The 21,083-nt window shown below is 70.4% G+C and carries 15 protein-coding genes; 6 read left to right on the top strand and 9 right to left on the bottom strand.

Annotated elements, in window-relative coordinates:
• The first annotated feature begins 51 nt into the window (after nt 1-51).
• Entirely contained in the window at nt 52-636 is a 585-nt protein-coding gene (locus ACWGI6_RS00925; protein WP_453265519.1) for a PadR family transcriptional regulator, read from the top strand.
• A 144-nt stretch (nt 637-780) separates the two neighbouring features.
• Entirely contained in the window at nt 781-1,323 is a 543-nt protein-coding gene (locus ACWGI6_RS00920; RefSeq protein WP_453265518.1) for an RNA 2'-phosphotransferase, read from the top strand.
• 101 nt (nt 1,324-1,424) lie between these two features.
• Here the strand turns inward: ACWGI6_RS00920 and pspAB are convergent, their stop codons facing one another.
• The 3 genes from pspAB to ACWGI6_RS00905 form a co-directional block, all read right to left on the bottom strand.
• Nucleotides 1,425-1,988 (bottom strand): PspA-associated protein PspAB, encoded by a 564-nt coding sequence (gene pspAB / locus ACWGI6_RS00915; protein ID WP_453265517.1) that lies wholly within the window; start codon nt 1,986-1,988, stop codon nt 1,425-1,427.
• 100 nt (nt 1,989-2,088) lie between these two features.
• On the bottom strand, nt 2,089-2,988 hold the full coding sequence (gene htpX, locus ACWGI6_RS00910; protein WP_453265516.1) for a zinc metalloprotease HtpX: 900 nt from the start codon (nt 2,986-2,988) through the stop codon (nt 2,089-2,091).
• A 281-nt stretch (nt 2,989-3,269) separates the two neighbouring features.
• On the bottom strand, nt 3,270-4,169 hold the full coding sequence (locus tag ACWGI6_RS00905; RefSeq protein ID WP_453265515.1) for an LLM class flavin-dependent oxidoreductase: 900 nt from the start codon (nt 4,167-4,169) through the stop codon (nt 3,270-3,272).
• Nucleotides 4,170-4,326: 157 nt separating this feature from the next.
• Here ACWGI6_RS00905 and ACWGI6_RS00900 point away from each other — a divergent pair, with 157 nt between their 5' ends.
• On the top strand, nt 4,327-5,304 hold the full coding sequence (locus ACWGI6_RS00900) for an HAD family hydrolase (protein WP_453265514.1): 978 nt from the start codon (nt 4,327-4,329) through the stop codon (nt 5,302-5,304).
• Nucleotides 5,305-5,360: 56 nt separating this feature from the next.
• On the opposite strand, the gene ACWGI6_RS00895 is transcribed toward ACWGI6_RS00900, so the two are convergent.
• The 5 genes from ACWGI6_RS00895 to hisC form a co-directional block, all read right to left on the bottom strand.
• Nucleotides 5,361-7,040, bottom strand: a complete 1,680-nt coding sequence (locus tag ACWGI6_RS00895) for a GAF domain-containing sensor histidine kinase (protein ID WP_453265732.1) — start codon at nt 7,038-7,040, stop codon at nt 5,361-5,363.
• 229 nt (nt 7,041-7,269) lie between these two features.
• Nucleotides 7,270-11,016, bottom strand: a complete 3,747-nt coding sequence (gene cydD / locus ACWGI6_RS00890) for a thiol reductant ABC exporter subunit CydD (protein ID WP_453265513.1) — start codon at nt 11,014-11,016, stop codon at nt 7,270-7,272.
• Nucleotides 11,017-11,065: 49 nt separating this feature from the next.
• On the bottom strand, nt 11,066-12,067 hold the full coding sequence (cydB, locus tag ACWGI6_RS00885; protein WP_453265512.1) for a cytochrome d ubiquinol oxidase subunit II: 1,002 nt from the start codon (nt 12,065-12,067) through the stop codon (nt 11,066-11,068).
• Nucleotides 12,068-12,076: 9 nt separating this feature from the next.
• The gene (locus ACWGI6_RS00880) at nt 12,077-13,585 is read right to left on the bottom strand and encodes a cytochrome ubiquinol oxidase subunit I (RefSeq protein ID WP_453265511.1); all 1,509 of its coding nucleotides are present in this window, start codon (nt 13,583-13,585) and stop codon (nt 12,077-12,079) included.
• 326 nt (nt 13,586-13,911) lie between these two features.
• Nucleotides 13,912-14,991, bottom strand: a complete 1,080-nt coding sequence (gene hisC / locus ACWGI6_RS00875; protein ID WP_453265510.1) for a histidinol-phosphate transaminase — start codon at nt 14,989-14,991, stop codon at nt 13,912-13,914.
• 403 nt (nt 14,992-15,394) lie between these two features.
• Here hisC and ACWGI6_RS00870 point away from each other — a divergent pair, with 403 nt between their 5' ends.
• The 3 genes from ACWGI6_RS00870 (at nt 15,395) to ACWGI6_RS00860 (ending at nt 18,988) form a co-directional block, all read left to right on the top strand.
• Nucleotides 15,395-16,495 carry a LacI family DNA-binding transcriptional regulator gene (locus ACWGI6_RS00870; RefSeq protein ID WP_393904251.1) on the top strand — a complete coding sequence of 367 codons (1,101 nt, stop codon included), beginning with the start codon at nt 15,395-15,397 and terminating at the stop codon, nt 16,493-16,495.
• Nucleotides 16,496-16,746: 251 nt separating this feature from the next.
• Complete coding sequence (locus ACWGI6_RS00865; protein ID WP_453265731.1) at nt 16,747-17,874, top strand: metallophosphoesterase; 1,128 nt, start codon at nt 16,747-16,749, stop codon at nt 17,872-17,874.
• Between the two features lie 229 nt (nt 17,875-18,103).
• Nucleotides 18,104-18,988 carry a hypothetical protein gene (locus tag ACWGI6_RS00860; RefSeq protein ID WP_453265509.1) on the top strand — a complete coding sequence of 295 codons (885 nt, stop codon included), beginning with the start codon at nt 18,104-18,106 and terminating at the stop codon, nt 18,986-18,988.
• A gap of 112 nt (nt 18,989-19,100) precedes the next feature.
• On the opposite strand, the gene thiC is transcribed toward ACWGI6_RS00860, so the two are convergent.
• A complete protein-coding gene (gene thiC, locus ACWGI6_RS00855; protein ID WP_453265508.1) occupies nt 19,101-20,885 on the bottom strand; it encodes a phosphomethylpyrimidine synthase ThiC in 1,785 nt (594 codons plus the stop codon).
• Between the last annotated feature and the right edge of the window lie 198 nt (nt 20,886-21,083).

The raw sequence follows: 21,083 nt of genomic DNA, 5'->3' as shown, positions 1-21,083 counted from the left end.
CATAGAAGCTCCACCTTTGACATGTCAATAGTGGAAGGTAAAGTGCTGACCATGAGCCTGAGACATGCCGTGCTGGGCCTGCTGGCCGAAGCCCCGGCCAGCGGATACGACCTGATGAAGCTGTTCAACGCCACGCTTTCGAACGTCTGGCCGGCCACGCAGAGCCAGGTGTACGGCGAGCTCACCAAACTCACGACCGCCGGCCTCGTCGAGGTCGCCGCCCACGGCCCCCGCGGCCGCAAGGAATACGCGATCACCGAGGACGGCCTGGCGGAGCTGCGCCACTGGCTCACCGAGATCGAGCCCAGCGGCCCCCAGCGCCATGACGGCCTGCTGCGCGTCTTCTTCCTCGGCATCGTCACGCCCCTCGAGGCACAGACATTTCTCCTGCATCAGGCCGAGCGCGCCGCGCATACCCGCGCCACGCTCGAGCACCTCGAAGAGACCGCCGAGTGGGACGAGGAAATGATTTCGGTCTACGGGCGCATCGCGCTGGAATACGGCCTGCGGATGTCGGCGACCCAGGAGGAGTGGGCCCGCTGGGCAGCCGATGAGGTGACCAGCGCAAGGGCGAGAAAGGCGAGCGCGCTCGCAAGGGCGCAGCACACGGAGGGCGGACAGGCCGAAGAGGAGTGACAGGCCGGGCGACGGCCGTCGAGGCCCTCGCTCGCCCGACAGGCCCACGGGGCGGACGGCCGACAGCGCCGCCCGGCACCTGCCGCAGCCTCCCGGGCCCACAATTCAGGTGCCGTCGCCCGCCGTGCGCGGCACTCTGGAGCCATGGAAAACCAGCGCTCCGTGCGCATCTCGAAGTATCTGGCGAAACATCTGCGCCACGAACCGGACCGGATCGGCATCATCCTCGACGCCCAGGGATGGGTGGCCGTGGAAGAACTCATGACAGCGGCCGCGCGGCATGGATTCCGCTTCTCCCGGGCGGAGTTGGAGGCGGTGGTCGCCGGCAACGACAAGCAGCGTTACGCCATCGAGGACGGCCGGATCCGCGCCAACCAGGGTCACTCGGTGCGGGTCGACCTCGATCTGCCGCCGGCCGTACCACCCGCCCATCTCTTCCACGGCACGGTGGCCCGCAGTGTGGCCGCCATCCGGGAGGAGGGGCTACGGCCGATGTCGCGGCATGCCGTCCATCTCTCGCCCGACCGCGAGACCGCGACCCGCGTCGGCGCGCGGCGCGGCAAGCCCGAGGTCCTGACCGTCGACGCAGGCGCGATGCACCGCGCCGGCCATATCTTCCGGGTCAGCGCCAACGGGGTCTGGCTCACCAGCCGCGTACCGGCCCCGTTCCTCCGCTTCCCGGGCTGAGCCCTCGACCGTAGGACCGGGCCGAAATCCGTGTGCCCACAGGCCGGCCCGAGCCCACCGCCCCCGTGAGCCCGCCCCGGCGGCCCCGCGACAGCGCCTCCTCAGAGCCCCGGCGCCCCCCACACCGGGAACCACCGGGTCAGATCCTGCTCGATCGTCAGGTCGTCCCCGAGCATCGCCCGCACCTCCAGTTCAAGCGGGCTGTCGCGCTTCTCGCCGCCGCCCTCCTTCGGGGAGAAGGGGTAGAACGTGCCGCGCTTGTAGAGGTAGACCAGCGCCAGCGGCCGCTGCCGCTCATCGCGGAAGCCGACCAGCGAACACAGCAGCTGCGGGCCGAAACCCGCCTCCTCCAGGGACGTATTGACCGCGTGCAGGTCGTTGACCAGGCCCGCCACGTCCTCCGGCGGATGCTGTGCGAGCAGCCAGGTGTAGCCGTACGCGTCCTGCGTGAACTCCACCGAACCGTCCAGCAGGGACCGGGCCTCCTCCTGGATGCGCGAGAACGTCCCGCCCTCGACGCTCGCGAAACACACCGACCCCAGGCCGGTGGGTTCAAATCCGGCCGCGGCCTGAAGGGTTACCGCGGCGGACGGCAGCGCGAAGAGCCGGTCGAGATCGGGGCGTACCGGTTTGCTGCGGCCGAGGATGACGTCCAGAAATCCCATGCGCGACATACTCCTTGCTCGATACGTCCGGCCCCACTGCGCCGGTCATCCCGTCCGGCCACTGCGCCGGTCACCACATCCGGCCCGGCCGCGCCGTTCATCACGCCCGCCCCAGCTGCGCCGAGATCCTGGCCAGTTGGTCCAGCCGCTCTTCCAGCGTCGGGTGCGAGGACAGCAGCCGGCTGAAGCTCTCCTTGTTGAACGCCGGGGCGAAGTAGAAGGCGTTGAACGGCTGGGCCTTGCGCAGATCCTCGGTCGGGATCCTTGCGATCTGGCCGGTGACCTTGGTCAGTGCGGCGGCCAGCGCCGAGGGACGGCCGGTCAGCAGCGCGGCGGCCCGGTCGGCGGACAGCTCGCGGTAACGGGACAGCAGCCGGGTCAGCAGGAAACTGATCGCATAGACGACCACACTCACGGCGGTCACGATGAGCACGGCGATGGCCGCGTTCTGGTCCCGGTTGTTGCGGCCGATACCGCTCCACAGGGCGGCCCGGGTGATGATCCCGGCCAGTACGCCGAGGAAGGAGGCGATGGTCATCACCGCGACATCGCGGTGCGCGACATGCGAGAGCTCGTGGGCCAGTACCCCCTCCAGTTCCTCCGGCTCCAGGCGCCTGAGCAGCCCGGTGGTGGCACACACCAGGGAGTTCTTCCGGCTGCGGCCGGTGGCGAAGGCGTTCGGCACATCCGACTGGGCGATCGCGACCCGCGGCTTGGGCATATCGGCCAGCGCACACAGCCGGTCGACGGCGCCGTGCAGTTCGGGCGCCTGCTCCGGGGTGACCTCACGCGCGCCCATGCTGAACGCCGCGATCCGGTCACTGAACCAGAACTGCGCGACGAACAGGGCACCCGCGATCACCAGCACCACCACCCAGGCGCCCTTGAGCAGCACCACCAGCACGCCGACGACCACGACGTACAGCAGCCCGATGAAGAACATCGTGGTGACCATGCGTGTGGTCAGCCCGCGGTCCGGGGCGAATCGGGTCTGTGCCATGGCTCCTCCGCAACGCCGCAGTTCGCGCAGTGCGCCGACCGCCCACGCGCCGTCCCCGCACCGCACGCCGCGGGCAGCACACTGCGCCGCTGTCCCGATTCTCCCTCTTGAGGGCTATATAGGGGGTAAAGCCCAGGCCAGGGGACTGCCGGGCGCGTCGGGCGGCGGGACACATGCGGTGCCCAGGGCGGAGGCGGCTCCGGAGGAGGAGGAGCGGAGGCGGCTCCGGCGGGGTCGAGACGAACCGGCGGTCCGTAGGGGACCGCCGGACCGTGCCCCGCCTACCGGGCGCCCAGCTGCGCCGGCCCCTCCGTGGCGATCCGCTCGAACACCGCGGCATCGGCTTCGAAGACCGAATCGGCGATCGGCCAGTGGAGGACGAGCTCGTCGATGCCCAGCTCGGCGTGGCGTCCGGCGAAGTCGACGAAGGCGTCCACGGAGTCCAGCGGACGGTCCGGGGTGAAGCCGGTCAGCATGATCTTCTGCAGGTCGGCGAGGTCCCGGCCCTGGTCGGCGCAGGCCTTGCCCAGCCGCTCCAGCTGTCCGCGGATCGCCTCACGCGACTCCTCCGGCGTACCGCCCCCGTTGGAGACCTTGGGATCACCGGTCGTCACCCAGGCCTGGCCGTACTGGGCGGCCAGCTTCAGCCCGCGCGGCCCGGTGGCCGCCACCGCGAACGGCAGCCGCGGCCGCTGCACACAACCGGGGATGTTGCGCACCTCGTGCGCTGAGTAGTGGTCGCCGGCGTAGGAGACGACATCCTGGGTCAGCAGCCGGTCCAGCAGCGGGACGAACTCGGCGAAGCGGTCGGCCCGTTCCCGCGGCGTCCAGGGCTCCTGGCCGAGTGCCGTGGCGTCGAAGCCGTTGCCGCCGGCGCCGATGCCCAGGGTGATCCGGCCGTCGCTGATGTCGTCCAGCGAGATCAGTTCCTTGGCGAGGGTGACCGGGTGCCGGAAGTTCGGCGAGGTGACGAGGGTGCCCAGCCGCATACGGGAGGTCGCGGCCGCGGCCGCGGTCAGCGTCGGAAGGGCGCCGAACCACGCCTGGTCGCGGAAGCTCCGCCACGAGAGGTGGTCATAGGTGTACGCGGCGTGGAAACCCAGCTCCTCGGCGCGCTGCCATGCCTCCCGTCCGCCTTCGGACCAACGGCGGACGGGGAGTATCACGGTGCTCAGTCGCATACCCCCGAGCGTACGGCCGTCCGGAGGGTACGAACGATTCGCTCGATGCCCTGGACGGCTCCGCCACCGGCCGCCCGCACGCCATGGGCCGGCCGCCAGGGGCTCATGCGCGCAACCCACCGCACGCCTGTGCACGGCGGTACGGGAAGATGGCCCCGTGACTGATGCCCCCGCCACGCCACCACGGGCGCCCGAAACGGCCGTTGCGCCCCGGCTGATCGCCACCGACCTCGACGGCACGCTGCTGCACGACGACAAGACGGTCTCCGACCGGACGATCGCCGCGCTGGCCGCCGCGGAGCAGGCCGGCATCCAGGTGTTCTTCGTCACCGGGCGCCCGGCCCGCTGGATGGGCGTGGTCAGCGACCATGTGCACGGCCACGGCCTGGCGATCTGCGCGAACGGCGCGGCCGTCGTCGATCTGCACCGCGGCGGCCGGATCGTCGAGGTCAGCCCCCTGGAGCGCACCGTCGCGCTCACCGTCGTGGACGCGCTGCGCAGCGCCGCACCCGGCGTCTCGTTCGCGGTCGAGCGCACCGGCGGCATCCACTACGAGCCGCAGTACCCGCCCCTCCTCCTGGACCCGGCCGCGGTCGTCGCGCCGGCCGAGAAGCTGCTCGCCGAGGACTTCGTCTCGACGCTGTGTCCGCACCCGGCCGGCCCCGACGGCGCCCAGGGGGCGAACGCCCCGTCCGGTGGCCCCGACAGCCCCACCGATCCCGCGGGCCCCGCCTTCCCCGAGCAGCCCGTGATCAAGCTGCTGGCGCACCACCCCGAGCTGGACCCCGACGCGTTCCTCACGCTGGCCCGTACGACCGTGGGCGCTCTCGCGTCCTTCACCCGGTCCAGCCCCACCGCCCTCCTGGAGATCAGCGGGCCCGGCGTCAGCAAGGCCGGCACCCTCGCCCGCTGCTGTGCGGAGCGCGGCATCTCGCCGGAGGAGGTCGTCGCTTTCGGGGACATGCCGAACGACATAGAGATGCTGACCTGGGCCGGTACCTCGTACGCCATGGCCAACGCGCACCCGGACGTGCTGGCCGCCACGACGGGCCGTACCGCATCCAACAACGACGACGGCGTCGCGGCCGTCATCGAGCGGATCCTGCACCACGGCATTCCACGGGGCGACCGGTAGCACCGAGGGCGACGGCGCTGCGGCGGCCGGTTTCGCGTCGACGCCAGCCCGCCCCCTCACAACGGCGCTTCCCACCTCACCCTCGTCCCCGTGCCGTCCTCGCCCAGCCCCCGGCCGTACGAGCTGGCGCCGCCCAGCGACTCCGCGCGCTTGGCGAGGTTCTTGAGGCCGCTGCGGCGACCGCCGTCCGCGATGCCGATGCCGTCGTCGGCGACGGTCAGGCGGACGCCGTCGTTGCCGTCTGGGAGGCGGATCGTGGCGTCGACGACGACCTCGATCCGGGAGGCCTCGGCGTGCCGGAAGGCGTTCGACAGCGCCTCACGCAGCGCGGCGATCAGGTTTTTGCCGGTCAGCTCGCCGACCCGGGAGTCGACCGGACCGACGAAGGTGGCCGACGGCTGGAAGCCGAGCGGTACGGCCGCGGTGCCGATCTCGCGCAGGACCCGCGTCCGCAGCCCGGACGGCGCCTCGGCCGGTCCCTGTTGGAGGGCGAAGATCGCGGTCCTGATCTCCTGGATGGTGATGTCCAGCTCGTCGACGGCCTTGCCGACGCCCCGGGCCACCTCGGGCACGACGGATCTGCGCTGTGCGCTCTCCAGGATCATGCCCGTCGCGAAAAGCCGTTGGATGACGAGATCGTGCAGGTCACGGGCGATCCGGTCGCGGTCCTCGTAGACGGCGAGCCGCTCGCGGTCGCGCTGCGCGTCGGCCAGCACCAGCGCCAGCGCGGCCTGCGCCGCGAACTGGGTGGCCAGCGTCCGCTCGGCGGCGGTGAACGGGCGGGCGCCCCTGGCCCGCGGGGTCGCAAGGGTGCCGAGCACCCGGCCGCCGCTTTTGAGCGGCAGCATCATGCTGGGGCCGAAGCGGGCCGCGATATCCGTGATCATCCGCGGGTCGGTGGCCGAGTCGTGCACGAACACCGGTTCCCCGGCGAGAAGTTGCTCGACCACCGGGCTGTGGGGCGGAATCTGTGTCCCCATGATCCCGGTGGGGTCGTCCGCCGACACCGCGACGATCTCCAGACCGCCCCCCTCATCAGGCAGCAGCACGATGCCGGCCGCCGAGTCCGCCAGCTTGCGCGCCTGCTCGGCGACCACCGCGAGCGCATCGTCGACATCGCTGCCGGCGAGGAGTTCGGTGGTCACCGCCACGGAGCCGTCGATCCACCGCTCCCGCTGGCGGGTTGCCGCATGCACCCTGGCGTTGCCGATCGCGATACCGGCCTCGGTGGCCAGCACCCGCACCATGTGCAGGTCCTCCTCGCTGAACTCCCCGCCGCCGCGCTTCTCCGTCAGATAGAGGTTGCCGAAGATCTCGCCCTGGACGCGGATCGGCACCCCGAGGAACGTCCGCATCGGCGGGTGCCCGGCCGGGAACCCGGCCGAGCGGGAGTCCTTTGTGAGGTCGCCGAGGCGCAGCGGCTTGGGATCATGGATGAGCGCACCGAGCAGGCCCTTGTGGCCGTCGGGCAGCGCGCCGATCAGTTGGTGCTGTTCCCCGTTCACCCCGTACGTCACGAAGTCCGACAGCCCCTCGCGGGCATCGTCGATGATCCCGATCGCGGCATAGCGGGCGTCGGCGAGCTCGGCGGCGGTCTCCACGATCCGGTCCAGGGTGATGTGCAGATCAAGACCCGCGCCGACGGTACGCATCGCTTCCAGCAGCTGCGGCACCCGGGCGGTCAGCTCGGACGACAGGCCCCGCAGACTGCGGGTCGCCTCGGTGGCGGCGTCCATGGGGTCGGGGACGGCACCCGCGCCCTCGCTCCCGGCCTCCCTGGGGTCCGAGGGTGGGGGTTCTGCCGTGGCTGCCATGCCATGAGCCTAATAAGGGCTGTTTTCTTAGGAAAGTCCAGTTATGCGAGGAGTCGGGACGGGGCAGGAGACGGGCGCCCGGTGCAGGGCGGAGGCGTGGCCGGGTGCGGTCCCGGGGCGGTCCGCCGTCCCGCGCCACCGGCAGCCCGCCTCATGCCACCGGCTGCGCGTCGTCGTGCACCAACGGCTGCGCGTCGCCGTGTGCCACCGGCCGCGCGTCGCCGTACGCCGTATCCACCGCCCGCTCGCGCTCCAGCATCCGCCGGAACGGACCGTCGGCCGCGGCCAGCTCCGGGTACCTCCCGCGCTGCGCGACCCGCCCCTGGTCCAGGACCAGCACCTCGTCGACGGCCTCGAGACCGGTGAGACGGTGGGTGATCAGGACCGTCGTACGGCCCTCGGTCGCGGCCAGCAGATCGGCGGTCAGTGCATCGGCGGTGGCCAGATCGAGGTGCTCGGCGGGCTCGTCCAGAACGAGTACCGGGAAGTCCGCGAGCAGGGCACGCGCCAGGGCCAGCCGCTGCCGCTGGCCACCGGACAGCCGGGCGCCGTGCTCGCCGACCATGGTGTCCAGGCCGTCGGGCAGCCCGCGCACCCAGTCCGCGAGCCGCGCCCGGCCGAGCGCGTCCCACAGGTCCTGGTCGGCGTCGCCCGAGCTGCCGCGCCGGTCGCGGCGGGCGAGCCGGAGGTTCTCCCGCAGCGAGCTGTCGAAGAGGTGCGCGTCCTGCGCACACAGCCCCACCAGCCGCCGGACCGCGTCACCGTCCACCGTCCGGGCATCCGTTCCGCCCAGCAGGTACGTCCCCGCCTCCCGGTCCAAAAAGCGCAGCAGCACCTGCGCCAGCGTGGTCTTGCCGGAGCCGGACGGGCCGACGACGGCGAGCCGGCGGCCGGCGGTCAAGGTGAAGCCGACGCCGTCCAGCGCCGGCCGGTCCTGTCCCGGGTGGCGCGCGCTCAGATCCCGTACTGCCAGCGGGAACGGCGTCTCGGGAGCATCGGCGGGCACGGCCGGCTCCTGCACCGGGACCGGGGCGTCCAGCACCTCGAAGACCCGCTCGGCGGCGTGCCGGGTGCGCCGGCGGTACTGCACGGCGAGCGGCAGCCCGGTCACCGCCTCGAATGCGGCGAGCGGGGTGAGCACGACCACGGCCAGTGCCACGCCCTCCAACCGGCCCTCATGCACGGCCTGGACGCCGGCCACCGCCGCCGCGACGACCGTCAGCCCGCACAGCAGCGCCGACAGCCCGGCGCCGGTCCCGGCCACGGTGGCCGAGCGGGAGGCGATCCGGGTCAGATCCCGGTCGGCGCGCCGCACCGATTCCGTACGGGCGGGGAGGGCACCGGCCACCGTCAACTCGGCGGTTCCGGTGAGGACATCGACGACACGGGTCGCGAGCCGTCCGCGCGCGGGCGCCAGTTGACGCTCCGCCCGCCGGGCCAGCGCACCCGAGAGCATGGGCACCCCCACACCCGCGAGCAGCAGTCCGACGGCGAGGATCACACCGGCCTCCGGCAACAGCCATCCGGTGAAACCGACCGCGCCCGCGCCGACCAGCACCGCCGCCCCGACGGGCAGCAGCCAGCGCAGGAAGTAGTCCTGCCCCGCATCGACGTCGGACACCAGGCGCGACAGCAGATCGCCGCGGCTGCGCTCCTTGAGCCCGGCCGGGGCCAGCCGCTCCAGCCTCCGGAAGACGGCGACGCGTACCTCGGCGAGCATCCGGAACACCGCGTCATGGGCGACCAGTCGCTCGGCGTACCGGAAGACCGCACGGCCGATACCGAACGCCCTGGTCGCGGTCACCGCCACCATCAGATACAGCACCGGTGGCTGCTGCGCCGCTCGTGAGATCAGCCATCCCGAGGTCGCCATCAGGCCCACCGCACTGCCCAGCGCAAGGCTCCCGAGCAGCAGCGCCATCGCGAACCGCGCCCGATGGGCACGGGCCGTCCGCCGCAGCCGGGTGAGCGCCGAACCCCGGGCGAGGCCGGGGTGGAAGTCGGGCTCGGTGTCCTCGTCCTTGTCCTTGTCCTTGTCCTCGTCCTCGTCCTTGTCCGGAGCCCCGGCTGCCGCCTCGGCGGAGTCCCGTTCCGCGGCGGCCGGGGCCACGGCCGTCTCCTGGCGCGCAGCCGCCGCCACGGCCACACCGGCGCGCGGCTCCGCATCCACCGCGCCCGTCAATTCCGCCGCACCCGCCGGATCCGGCAACCGCACCACCCGGTCCGCCACCGCCAGCAGCGCCGGCCGGTGGACGACGAGCAGGACCGTACGGCCGACGGCGAGCCGGCGCACCGCGGCCACGATCGCCTCCTCGGTCGCGCCGTCCAGGTTGGCGGTGGGCTCGTCCAGGAGCAGGATCGGGCGGTCGGCGAGGAAGGCGCGGGCGAGCGCAAGGCGCTGGCGCTGGCCGGCCGAGAGCCCGGAACCGGACTCGCCGAGCCGGGTCGCCATGCCCTCCGGGAGCGCGTCGATGAAGTCCAGCGCGCCCGCGTCGTCCAGTGCGGCGCGCACCGCGGCGTCCTCCGCGTCCGGACGCGCCAGCCGTACGTTCTCGGCGATGGTGCCGGCGAACAGATGCGGGTGCTGCGGCACCCAGGCGATCCGCTGCCGCCAGCTCTCGGGAGAGAGGGAGGCGATGTCCCGGCCGTCGACGAGGGCCCGGCCCCCGTGAGGCTCGGTGAAGCCGAGCAGCACGCTCAGCAGCGTCGACTTGCCGGCGCCGGAAGGACCGATCAGGGCGACGGTCTCGCCGGGCCGAACCTCGAACGAGGTCGCCGGGAGCGAGTCGGCGGTGCGCCCGGGGTGGCGGACCACCAGATCCTCCACGGCCAGCGCCGTGCCCTCGGGCGCGGGTGCGGTGCCGGGCGTACGCAGCGGTGTCTCCAGTACCGCGAAGATCTCCTCCGCGGCCGAGAGCCCCTCGGCCGCGGCGTGGTACTGCGCGCCGACCTGCCGCAGTGGCAGATAGGCCTCGGGCGCCAGCACCAGCACCATCAGGCCGGTGTAGAGATCGAGCTCGCCGTGCACCAGCCGCATACCGATGCCGACCGCGACCAGCGCGACGGAGATGGTGGCGAGGAGTTCGAGCGCGAAGGACGAGAGAAAGGCGATCCGCAGGGTGCGCATCGTCGCCCGGCGGTATGCGCCGGTGATGGCCCGGATGGAGGCGGCCTGGGCCTTGGCCCGGCCGAAGACTTTGAGGGTCGGCAGGCCCTCGACGACATCGAGGAAGTGTCCCGACAGCCGGGCGAGCAGCCGCCATTGGCGGTCCATCCGCGCCTGGGTGGCCCAGCCGATGAGGATCATGAACAGCGGGATCAGCGGGAGGGTGAGCACGATGGTGAGCGCCGAGATCCAGTCACCGGTGACAATCCGCGCCAGCACCGCGAGGGGGACGACGACCGCCAGCCCCAACTGCGGCAGATAGCGGGCGAAGTAGTCGTCCAGTGCGTCGATGCCGCGGGTGGCGAGGGCGGTGAGTTCGCCGGTGCGCATCTCCAGGGTGCCCGCGCCGTCCGCCCCCGGACCGTACGGACCCGGAGCCTGCGCGCCACCGTCGGTGCGGCCGATCACCGCGCCGGGCCCCAGCCGTGCCGCCCGCTCGATCAGCCGCATCCGCAGCTCGGACTTGACCGCCGCGCCGGCGCGGTGCGCGGCCAGCTCGGTGAGCCAGGAGACCAGACCGCGCCCGACGGAGATCGCGGCGAGCAGCACCAGCGGTGTGGTCAGCGCGCCCGGATCGAGGTCGTGCTGGAACGCCCCGACGACGATCTCGGCGATCAGCATCGCCTGGCCGACGACCAGGCCCGCTCCGGCCAGCCCGAGTACCACCACCGCGACCAGGAAGCCTCGGGTGGCGTGGGCATAGCGGAGCAGACGCGGGTCGACCGGTTTCACGTGAAACTTCCGTCCTGCTGGGGCCGCCCCCGAGAGGGCGGCGACTCAGCTAATGGGCATCGGCGATGTGCTGGGTGCCGATGCGCTTGCGGAACACCCAGTACGTCCACCCTTGGTAGAGCATCACCAGCGGTGTGGCGAAACCGGCACACCACGTAATGATCTTCAGGGTGTAGGGGCTGGACGAGGCATTGCCGACCGTGAGGCTCCAGCTCTCGTTCAGCGTGGACGGCATGACGTTCGGGAAGAGCGACAGGAACAGCATCGCGACCGCGGCCACGACGGTGACGCCGGAGAACGCGAACGCCCAGCCCTCGCGCCCGACCTTATTGGCCCCGAGCGCCGCGACCAGCGCGACCACCGCGACGATCATGGCGATGAGGCTGCTGCTGTCGCCCTTGTCGGCCTGGGTCCACCCGAGGAAGCCGACCGTCGGCACCGCGGTCAGCGGTCCGAGGACGGTCGCCATCCTGCGCGCCCGTTCCCGGATGTCGCCCGTCGTCTTCAGCGAGGCGAACACCGCACCGTGGAAGGTGAACAGCGTCAGCGTGACCAGCCCGCCCAGGATCGCGTAGGGGTTCAGCAGATCGAGGACGCTGCCCACGTATTCCTTGTGAGCGTCGATCTTGACGCCGTGCACGATGTTGCCGAACACGACACCCCACAGCACCGCAGGCAGCAGCGAGGTCCAGAAGATCGCGTTTTCCCAGTTCCGCTGCCAGTGCTCCTCGGTCCGCTTGTGGCGGTACTCGAAGGCGACCCCGCGCACGATCAGGCACACGAGGATCAGCAGCAGCGGCAGATAGAAACCGGAGAAGAGGGTGGCGTACCAGTCGGGGAAGGCGGCGAACGTCGCACCGGCCGCGCTGATCAGCCAGACCTCGTTGCCGTCCCAGACCGGGCCGATGGTGTTGATCAGTACGCGCTTCTCACGCCGGTCGCGGGCGAGGAGCTTGGTGTGGATGCCGATTCCGAAGTCGAATCCTTCGAGGAAGAAGTACCCGGTCCAGAGGACGGCGATAAGGACGAACCAGACGTCGTGGAGTTGCACAGTCGCCTCCTAGTACGAGAAGGCCATCGGCCGGTCGGCGTCCGTGCTGTCGCCGCCGATCTTGGTGGGCGGATTGAGGTCGGAGTCGGTGAGCTCCTGCGGTCCGGCCTTGATGTACTTCACCAGCAGCTTGACCTCGACCACGGCGAGGATCGCGTAGAGCGCGGTGAAGACGATCATCGAGGTGAGCACCTCGCCCTGCGAGACACCCGGAGACACCGCGTCCGAGGTGCGCAGCACGCCGTAGACGGCCCAGGGCTGGCGGCCCGTCTCGGTGAATATCCAGCCCCACGAGTTCGCGATGAGCGGGAAGCCGAGGGTGACGAAGGCGAGCGACCAGTACCACTTGCTCAGGCGGGCACCGAGCACCTTGTTCTTGGTGAGCGCGAGATGCGGTGTTTCCTCGTCCCCCGTCCGCAGCCCCGGGGCCAGCCAGAACTTCTTACGGGTGAGCCAGAGCCCGGCGAGCCCGATGGCGAACGACGACATCCCGAAGCCGATCATCCAGCGGAAGCCCCAGTAGGCGACCGGGATGTTGGGCCGGTAGTCACCGGGCCCGAACTTCTGCTGCTCGGCCCTGTTGACGTCGTTGATGCCGGGGACCGGCGAGGTGAAGTCGTTGTGCGCGAGGAAGGACAGCAGGCCGGGGATCTCGATGGCGACCGTGTTGTGGCCCTTGTCGACATCGCCGTAGGCGAAGACCGAGAACGGCGCCGGCTCTTCCTTGTCCCACAGCGCTTCGGCGGCGGCCATCTTCATCGGCTGTTGCTTGAACATGACCTTGCCGAGCGAGTCGCCGCTGACCGCGGTGAGGATGCCCGCGATGACGAGCGTGATCAGCCCGAGCCGCAGTGACGTCCGCATGACCGTGATGTGCTTCTTGCGCATCAGATGGAAGGCGGCGATGCCGACCATGAACGCGGCGCCGGTCAGGAAGGCCGCGGTCAGCGTGTGGAAGACGACGACCAGGGTGGTGTCCTGGGTCAGCACCTTCCAGAAGTCGGTCAGCTCGGCACGGCCGTTCGCGGCGTTGTACTTGTAGCCGACCGGGTGCTGCATCCAGGAGTTCGCCGCGAGGATGAAGTACGCCGACAGGATCGTGCCGATCGAGACCATCCACATGCAGAAGCAATGGATCTTCTTCGGCAGCTTGTCCCAGCCGAAGATCCACAGGCCGATGAACGTGGACTCGAAGAAGAACGCGATGAGCGCCTCGAAGGCCAGCGGGGCACCGAAGACGTCACCGACGAATCGCGAGTAGGCGGACCAGTTCATACCGAACTGGAACTCCTGGACGATGCCGGTGACGACCCCCATCGCGATGTTGATCAGAAACAGCTTGCCCCAGAACTTGGTGGCCTTGAGGTACTTCTGCTTGCCCGTGCGTACCCATGCGGTCTCCAGTCCGGCCACCAGAGCGGCGAGGGAGATCGTCAGGGGGACGAACAGGAAGTGGTAGACGGTGGTGATGCCGAATTGCCATCGCGCCAGAGTCTCTGGCGCCAACGCCAGTTCCATGCCGTGCTCCTTACGTCGCCGTTGCACTACCGCAGTGCCCCAATTTGAACCCCGCAAAGGGGCACATAACAGGCGCGCTTGTGAACGCGTTCACATTCACAAGCAATTATCTCCTACCGCTCCTCAGCCTTCTCTGTGGGGGGTACGTGACTGCGGTCACGCCGGAATCCAAGGCGCGCGACGCCTTCCCCCGCAACGTCCCGGGCCCCCTCGACGGCGGCCCCGCGCCCTGATCACCGCCCGCAGCGGGGATCAGATCCGGCCACATACGACCCGAGGCCGCAGGTCAGCAGACCCACGGCCTCGGTGCCACGTCCGACGGCGGCTTACAGCGCCTTGCGGAACTCCTCCGCGGCCTGCAGGAACAGGTCCATCGCCGGGCTCTCGCCGATCGTCACCCGTACGCCCTCGCCGGCGAACGGCCGCACGACCACCCCGGCCCGCTCGCAGGCCGCCGCAAAGTCGGTCGTACGGTCCCCCAGCCGCAGCCAGACGAAGTTCGCCTGCGACTCGGGAACCGTCCAGCCCTGCCCCAGCAGGCCGTCCGCCACCCGCGCCCGCTCGGCCACCAGCGCGTCGACCCGCTCCAGCAGCGCCGCCTCGCTGCGCAGCGACGCCACCGCCGCCTCCTGCGCCAGCTGGCTCACACCGAACGGCACCGCCGTCTTGCGCAGCGCCGCGGCCACCGGCTCATGGGCCACCGCAAAGCCGACCCGCAGTCCCGCGAGGCCGTACGCCTTGGAGAAGGTGCGCAGCACACACACATTGGGACGGTCGCGGTAGAGATCGATGCCGTCCGGCACCAAGGGATCGCGCACGAATTCGCAGTACGCCTCGTCCAGCACCACCAGCACATCGCTCGGCACCCGGTCCAGGAAGGACTCCAGCTCCGCACGGCGCACGACGGTGCCGGTGGGGTTGTTCGGGTTGCAGACGAAGATCAACCGGGTCCGGTCGGTGATCGCGGCGAGCATCGCATCCAGGTCGTGCACCTCACCGGAGGTCAGCGGGACCTGGACGGACGTGGCGCCGGAGACCTGGGTGATGATCGGGTACGCCTCGAACGACCGCCAGGCGTAGATCACTTCATCGCCGGGCCCGGACGTCGCCTGGACCAGTTGCTGGGCCACGCCCACCGATCCGGTGCCGGTCGCCAGATGCTCCACCGGTACCGAGAACCGCTCGGACAGCTCCGCCATCAGGCCCGTGCAGGCCATGTCCGGGTATCGGTTGAAGGAGCCGGCGGCGGTCACCGCACTCTCCAGGACGCCCGGCAGCGGCGGATAGGGGTTCTCGTTGGAGGACAGCTTGTACGTGACGGGGCCACCGGTCGCCGCCGGCCGCCCCGGCTTGTAGGTGGGAACGCCGTCCAGCGCAGCACGCAGCTTCGGGGTCTTCTCGCTCACCGCAGGTCCTCCTCGACCGTCCTGCTCTTCGCCAATACTGCACACCTTATGAGGATTGACCCGTTCGGCGGCAGTCCCGGCCCGCCGCCGGGCTCACCCACGCACCCCGGCCCGCTACCGGGAAGCCCCGCGCAGAGCCTCATAGGGGCGCCGTCCAATCCGGCGTGCGCCGGTGGCTTACGCCGTGGCGCGCATCCCCCGTCAAGGTGACTTGAGACCGCTTCGAGACCTGAACCGATCGACAGGTGAAGGCACCACATCTCCCCCGGAATGATCACCTATTGCGCCAACTCCCTTTGTTTTCCCGAGAATTGATGGCTACCTGCCATGCAGAAACGTACCTCCTCACAGCTGTCGGCCAAGCCCCGCGAATGGCCCTAATGAGCCCTACTATCGGCTCGCCATGACAGCAGCAGGGAAGCACCAGGTGAGCCGGTCGACCGGTCGCCGGCTGGGGCGGGCGGGCATCCGGGACGTGGCCGCCGCAGCCGGTGTGTCGATCACGACTGTCTCCGACGCGCTCAACGGCAAGGGCCGGCTTCCGGATGCCACCCGTAGCCATGTCCGCGAGGTGGCCGACCGGCTGGGCTACCGCCCGTCCGCAGCCGCCCGCACCCTCCGTACCGGCAAGTCAGGGCTCCTCGGCCTGACCGTGACCACGTACGGGGATGAACCTTTCACCTTCACCGAATTCGCGTACTTCGCCGAGATGGCCAGAGCGGCCACCTCCGCGGCCCTGGCCCGCGGCTATGCGCTGGTCATCCTCCCCGCGACCTCCCGCCACGACGTGTGGTCCAACGTCGCCCTGGACGGCACCGTCGTCATCGACCCCGCCGACGGCGACCCCGTCGTCACCGAGCTCGTCCGGCACGGCATCCCGGTCGTCTCCGACGGCCGCCCCGGCGGCGCGCTGCCCGTCACCGGCTGGGTCGACAACGATCACGAGGCCGCCGTCCTCGGCCTGCTCGACCATCTCGCCGACGCCGGCGCCCGTCGCATCGGGCTGCTCACGGGCAACACCACCGACACCTACACCCGCCTGTCGACCACGGCCTATCTGCACTGGTGCGAGCGGGTCGGCCAGGATCCGGTGTACGAGTCCTACCCGGCACACGACCCGTGCGCGGGAGCCGTCGCCGCCGACCGGCTGCTGGCCCGCCCGGACCGCCCGGATGCCGTCTACGGGCTCTTCGACCCCAACGGCACGGATCTGCTCGCCGCCGCCCGGCGCTACGGCCTGAGAGTGCCGGAGGACCTGTTACTGGTCTGCTGCAGCGAGTCCACCCTCTACGCCGCCACCGAGCCGCCCGTCACCACGCTGTCCCTCAAGCCGCGCCGCATCGGCACCGCCGTCGTGCAGATCCTCATCGACGCCATCGAGGGGCTCGACAACGGCCGGCCCGTCGAACAGGTGATACCGACCGACCTGATCATCCGGGCCTCGTCCCAGCGACGTTCGCCCAGAACGACCGTCAGCCCACCACGAGGACCCACCGGCGACTGATCGTGCTCCCACATACGAGCGACGGTGTGATCACTTCTACGAGGAAAAAACAGGGTGATCACGGGAGAAATCCACCGCGAATGCCGGGCTTCGACGGATTGACCACCCCCGGGTGCGTCACAACCTGCGATCGGCATTCCTATGATGGGCGCACGACACCGCGGACCGCCGTCGACCAGGCAAAGGTCCGAGAGGTGCACGGCGGCGCGACGGTGGAGGGGTCGATGACTCAGGGGGCCAGTCAGGGACCCATGGTGTGGACCATGGCGGGAGAAACTCCGGCGTGTGTTCCGCCACCCGGAGTGCCCTCCGGCGCGTCCGCCGGGTCCCCCGTGCCGCCTGCCGGCCCGCCGCTCGACCTTCCCGCCGGCACCCCGGCCGCGCCTCCTGCCGCACCTCCGGCTGCGCCCCCCGTGGTGCCGCCGGCCGAGCTGCCCGAGGAGTACACGCCGACCGCGCGCGACCTCCCGGTGATCGAGTCCGGCCGTACGGACACCCTCATCGACCGCCCGGCCGTCGTCCCGGTGCCCGAACCGGCCCAGGACCCCGACGCGCCCGAGGGCATGGGCCCGCTGTACGTCGTCGGCGATGTGCACGGCTACTACGACGAGCTGCGCGAGGCGCTGGCCGCCGAGGGCCTGATCGACGCCGACGGCAGCTGGGCAGCCGGCAACGCCCGGCTCTGGTTCCTCGGCGACTTCACCGACCGCGGCCCGGACGGCATCGGCGTCATCGACCTCGTCATGCAGCTCTCCGCCGAGGCCGCCGCGGCCGGCGGCTACTGCAAGGCCCTGATGGGCAACCACGAACTCCTGCTGCTGGGCGCCAAGCGGTTCGGCGACACCCCCGTGCAGTCCGGCGCCGGCACCGCCTCCTTCCAGGCGGCCTGGCTCCTCAACGGCGGTCAGAAGACCGATATGGACCGCCTGGAGGACCACCACCTCCAGTGGATGGCGCGCCTGGACGCCGTGATGGAGGAGGACGGGCATCTGCTCGTGCACTCCGACACCACCGCCTACCTCGAATACGGCGACTCCATCGAGGCGGTCAATGACACCGTCCACGACGTGCTCACCCGCAGCGACGCGGACGAAGTCTGGGATCTGTTCCGCAAGTTCACCAAGCGTTTCGCCTTCCGCGACGAGGCCGGCTCGGACGCCGTACGCGAACTCCTCGGCGCCTACGGTGGCGACCGCGTCGTACACGGCCACAGCCCGATCCCCTATCTGCTGGGCGAGGTGGGCACGGAGGACGGCGAGAGCGAGGGCATCGCGGTCGACGGTCCGCACGTCTACGCAGACGGTCTGGCCATCGCCATGGACGGCGGTATCACGATGGCCGGAAAGCTATTGGTCGTTCAACTTCCGCTGACTGGCTGAGCGTTCTCGGGGAAGGCGTGCGGCAGCCGGACGGCGGGCGGCCGGCACGCCGTCGGGGGACAGCACGGGCGGAAACCGGTCGTGGCATTACTCAAATTCCGTAAACTCTCTGTCACCCCGCGCCGGAGTCGCTCTACCATCGGACTATCCGTAGCAGGCTCTCCTCCGTTTCCGCCCACTGCCCGGCCAACGCCGGCCGTACGGCCCTACGGAGCATCGGGGGATCCACATGAACAGCGCTCCGCACCTGCTGAACGAGGACCGCGCGGAATTTGCGCGGATCCTTGATGAGGCGCTGCGCACCGCCGAATACCGCCCGGACGACTTCACCGCCGTCGCGGGAAACCATCTCAATACCGAGCAGTTGCGGACGATGGCGCTCAGCGCGACCACCGCCATCGCCGCGTGCGCCACGGCCGAATACCAACGCTATGTAGAGCTCCGCGCCGAGTTGCGCGCACCGACGCCCGCACCGTCCCGCGCCGAAGCGGACGGCGCGGAGCAGAGCGCGGGGGATGACGGGAGCTCAGGACCGGCCAGTGCCACGGCCTTGGGCGAGGCCGAAACCACGGGCGCCGGACTCACCGCCATGGTCGCCGTCCTCGCGCCCGTCCTCGCCGGCATCGCCGCGGTCCTCTTCCTCCTCATCGGCTATGTGCTGCGCGCCATCAGCCCCGACAAGTCGCTGGCGCAGCCGCTGATCAGTGTCGGCTGGATATTCGCGGCACTGACCGCCGCAGGCACTCTTGTCGCGATGGCCGGCCTGGTCATCACGGCCGTGCGCAACGGCTCGTCCGACCAGGCCGCCAGAGCCGGCGAACTGGGCAAGGCTCTGGACCATGCGCGTGAGGTGTGGCGCCGCGCCCTCCTGGAGCGCGGCGTGCTGCCCTTTCTCCGGGAGGCCCTTGCCGACCCCACGGCCACTCCGGACGACGACCCGGCCCGCTATGTCCCCCGTCGCACCCCGCCGTCCGAGAGCCGCATCCCCACCCTCGGCTACACCCGCCCCGAGTTCACCAGCCCCGACAACGGCTCCTCGGGGTCCCGCCCGCGCTACTCCAGCCCGGACTTCACCAGCCCGGATCACGGGGGACCGGACCACCAGCCGGATTAGGGCCTGTCCGGCGCCCTGCACGTCACGGGGCGCCCGCCGGCCCCGGGGCGGGCAGGCGGAAGGCCCCCGCCTTTTCGGCAGGGGCCTTCACACGGAGGCGTCCGAACGACGGTTAGTCCGCGATCGGCAGATACACGCGGTTACCCGCCGCCGCGAACTCCTTCGACTTCTCGGCCATCCCGGCCTCGGGGTCGATCGACAGGTCACCCCCGTGCTCGCGGCGGATGTCCTGGCTGATCTTCATCGAGCAGAACTTCGGGCCGCACATCGAGCAGAAGTGGGCCGTCTTCGCCGGCTCGGCGGGCAGCGTCTCGTCGTGGAAGGCGCGGGCCGTGTCCGGGTCGAGGGCCAGGTTGAACTGGTCCTCCCAGCGGAACTCGAAGCGGGCGTCGGAGAGCGCGTCGTCCCATTCCTGGGCGCCCGGGTGCCCCTTGGCCAGGTCGGCCGCATGGGCCGCGATCTTGTACGTGATGACGCCGGTCTTGACGTCGTCGCGGTCCGGCAGGCCCAGATGTTCCTTGGGCGTGACGTAGCAGAGCATCGCGGTGCCCCACCAGGCGATCATCGCCGCTCCGATACCGGAGGTGATGTGGTCGTAGGCGGGCGCGATGTCGGTGGTCAGCGGGCCGAGCGTATAGAACGGGGCCTCCTCGCAGATCTCCTGCTGGAGGTCGATGTTCTCCTTGATCTTGTGCATCGGGACATGTCCCGGGCCCTCGATCATCGTCTGTACGCCGTGCCGCTTGGCGATGGTGTTCAGCTCGCCGAGCGTCCGCAGCTCCGCGAACTGCGCCTCGTCGTTGGCGTCCGCGATGGATCCGGGGCGCAGGCCGTCACCCAGCGAGTAGGTGACGTCGTACGAGGCGAGGATCTCGCAGAGCTCCTCGAAGTGCGTGTAGAGGAACGACTCCTTGTGGTGCGCCAGGCACCAGGCGGCCATGATCGAGCCCCCGCGGGAGACGATGCCGGTCTTGCGGCGGGCCGTCAGAGGGACATAGCGGAGCAGCACACCGGCGTGCACCGTCATGTAGTCGACGCCCTGTTCGGCCTGCTCGATGACGGTGTCCTTGTAGACCTCCCAGGTCAGGTCCTCGGCCTTGCCGTCGACCTTCTCCAGCGCCTGGTAGAGGGGGACCGTGCCGATGGGGACGGGGGAGTTGCGCAGCACCCATTCCCGGGTGGTGTGGATGTTGCGGCCGGTGGAGAGGTCCATCACCGTGTCGGCGCCCCAGCGGGTCGCCCAGGTCATCTTCTCCACCTCCTCCTCGATGGAGGAAGTGACCGCCGAATTGCCGATGTTGGCGTTCACCTTCACCAGGAAGTTCTTGCCGATGATCATCGGCTCGATCTCCGGGTGGTTGATGTTGGACGGCAGCACCGCCCGGCCGGCCGCGATCTCATCGCGGACGAACTCGGGCGTGACGTTCTCGCGGAGGGCGACGTACTCCATCTCCGCGGTGATCTCGCCGCGCCGGGCGTAGGCGAGCTGGGTGACCGCGGCGCCGTCACGGCCACGGCGCGGCTGGCGGGGGCGGCCCGGGAAGACCGCATCGAGGTTCTTGAGACCGCCGCGCGGCGAGGTGTGCTTGAGGCCGTCGTCCTCCGGCCGCATGGGACGGCCCGCGTACTCCTCGGTGTCGCCGCGGGCGATGATCCAGTTCTCCCGCAGCGGCGCCAGACCACGGCGGACGTCGGTATCGATTTGAGGGTCGGTGTACGGCCCTGACGTGTCGTAGAGCGTCACGTCCTTGCCGTTGGTGAGGTGCACCCGCCGGACGGGGACGCGAAGGTCCGGGCGCGATCCGGAGACATAGCCCTTGTGCCAGCCGATCTGCGGCTCATTGCTGCCGCTGGCACCGTTTCCGTTTTCGGGCGTGCGTGCATCCTGCAGAGTCATAAGACCCAACTCCCTACGCCGGCATTACCCGGTAACAGGTTCGGCGGTCGACGCAGCGGCTTCCGTCCATGGGCGTTTCACGTGAAACGCCGCTGGGACGAAGGTCAGCGCCCTCTCAGCCCGGTGCTCCGAGCTCCCGCGATTGCAAAGGTGGCACCACGGTAGCGGCCGATGTGGCGGAGTGAACAGGGGGCCCCA

This window comes from Streptomyces sp. NPDC054786, assembly GCF_053611685.1.
The sequence above is the reverse complement of the archived record's forward strand: the minus strand, read 5'-3'. Positions and strand labels throughout refer to the sequence as shown.

Excerpts from the sequence above, each read along its gene's own strand:
- ACWGI6_RS00925 (WP_453265519.1), top strand. The coding sequence starts at position 52 with ATGAGCCTGAGACATGCCGTGCTGGGCCTGCTGGCCGAAGCCCCGGCC.
- ACWGI6_RS00920 (WP_453265518.1), top strand. The coding sequence starts at position 781 with ATGGAAAACCAGCGCTCCGTGCGCATCTCGAAGTATCTGGCGAAACAT.
- pspAB (WP_453265517.1), bottom strand. The coding sequence starts at position 1,988 with ATGGGATTTCTGGACGTCATCCTCGGCCGCAGCAAACCGGTACGCCCC.
- htpX (WP_453265516.1), bottom strand. The coding sequence starts at position 2,988 with ATGGCACAGACCCGATTCGCCCCGGACCGCGGGCTGACCACACGCATG.
- ACWGI6_RS00905 (WP_453265515.1), bottom strand. The coding sequence starts at position 4,169 with ATGCGACTGAGCACCGTGATACTCCCCGTCCGCCGTTGGTCCGAAGGC.
- ACWGI6_RS00895 (WP_453265732.1), bottom strand. The coding sequence starts at position 7,040 with ATGGACGCCGCCACCGAGGCGACCCGCAGTCTGCGGGGCCTGTCGTCC.
- ACWGI6_RS00880 (WP_453265511.1), bottom strand. The coding sequence starts at position 13,585 with ATGGAACTGGCGTTGGCGCCAGAGACTCTGGCGCGATGGCAATTCGGC.
- ACWGI6_RS00870 (WP_393904251.1), top strand. The coding sequence starts at position 15,395 with ATGACAGCAGCAGGGAAGCACCAGGTGAGCCGGTCGACCGGTCGCCGG.
- ACWGI6_RS00865 (WP_453265731.1), top strand. The coding sequence starts at position 16,747 with ATGGTGTGGACCATGGCGGGAGAAACTCCGGCGTGTGTTCCGCCACCC.
- ACWGI6_RS00860 (WP_453265509.1), top strand. The coding sequence starts at position 18,104 with ATGAACAGCGCTCCGCACCTGCTGAACGAGGACCGCGCGGAATTTGCG.
- thiC (WP_453265508.1), bottom strand. The coding sequence starts at position 20,885 with ATGACTCTGCAGGATGCACGCACGCCCGAAAACGGAAACGGTGCCAGC.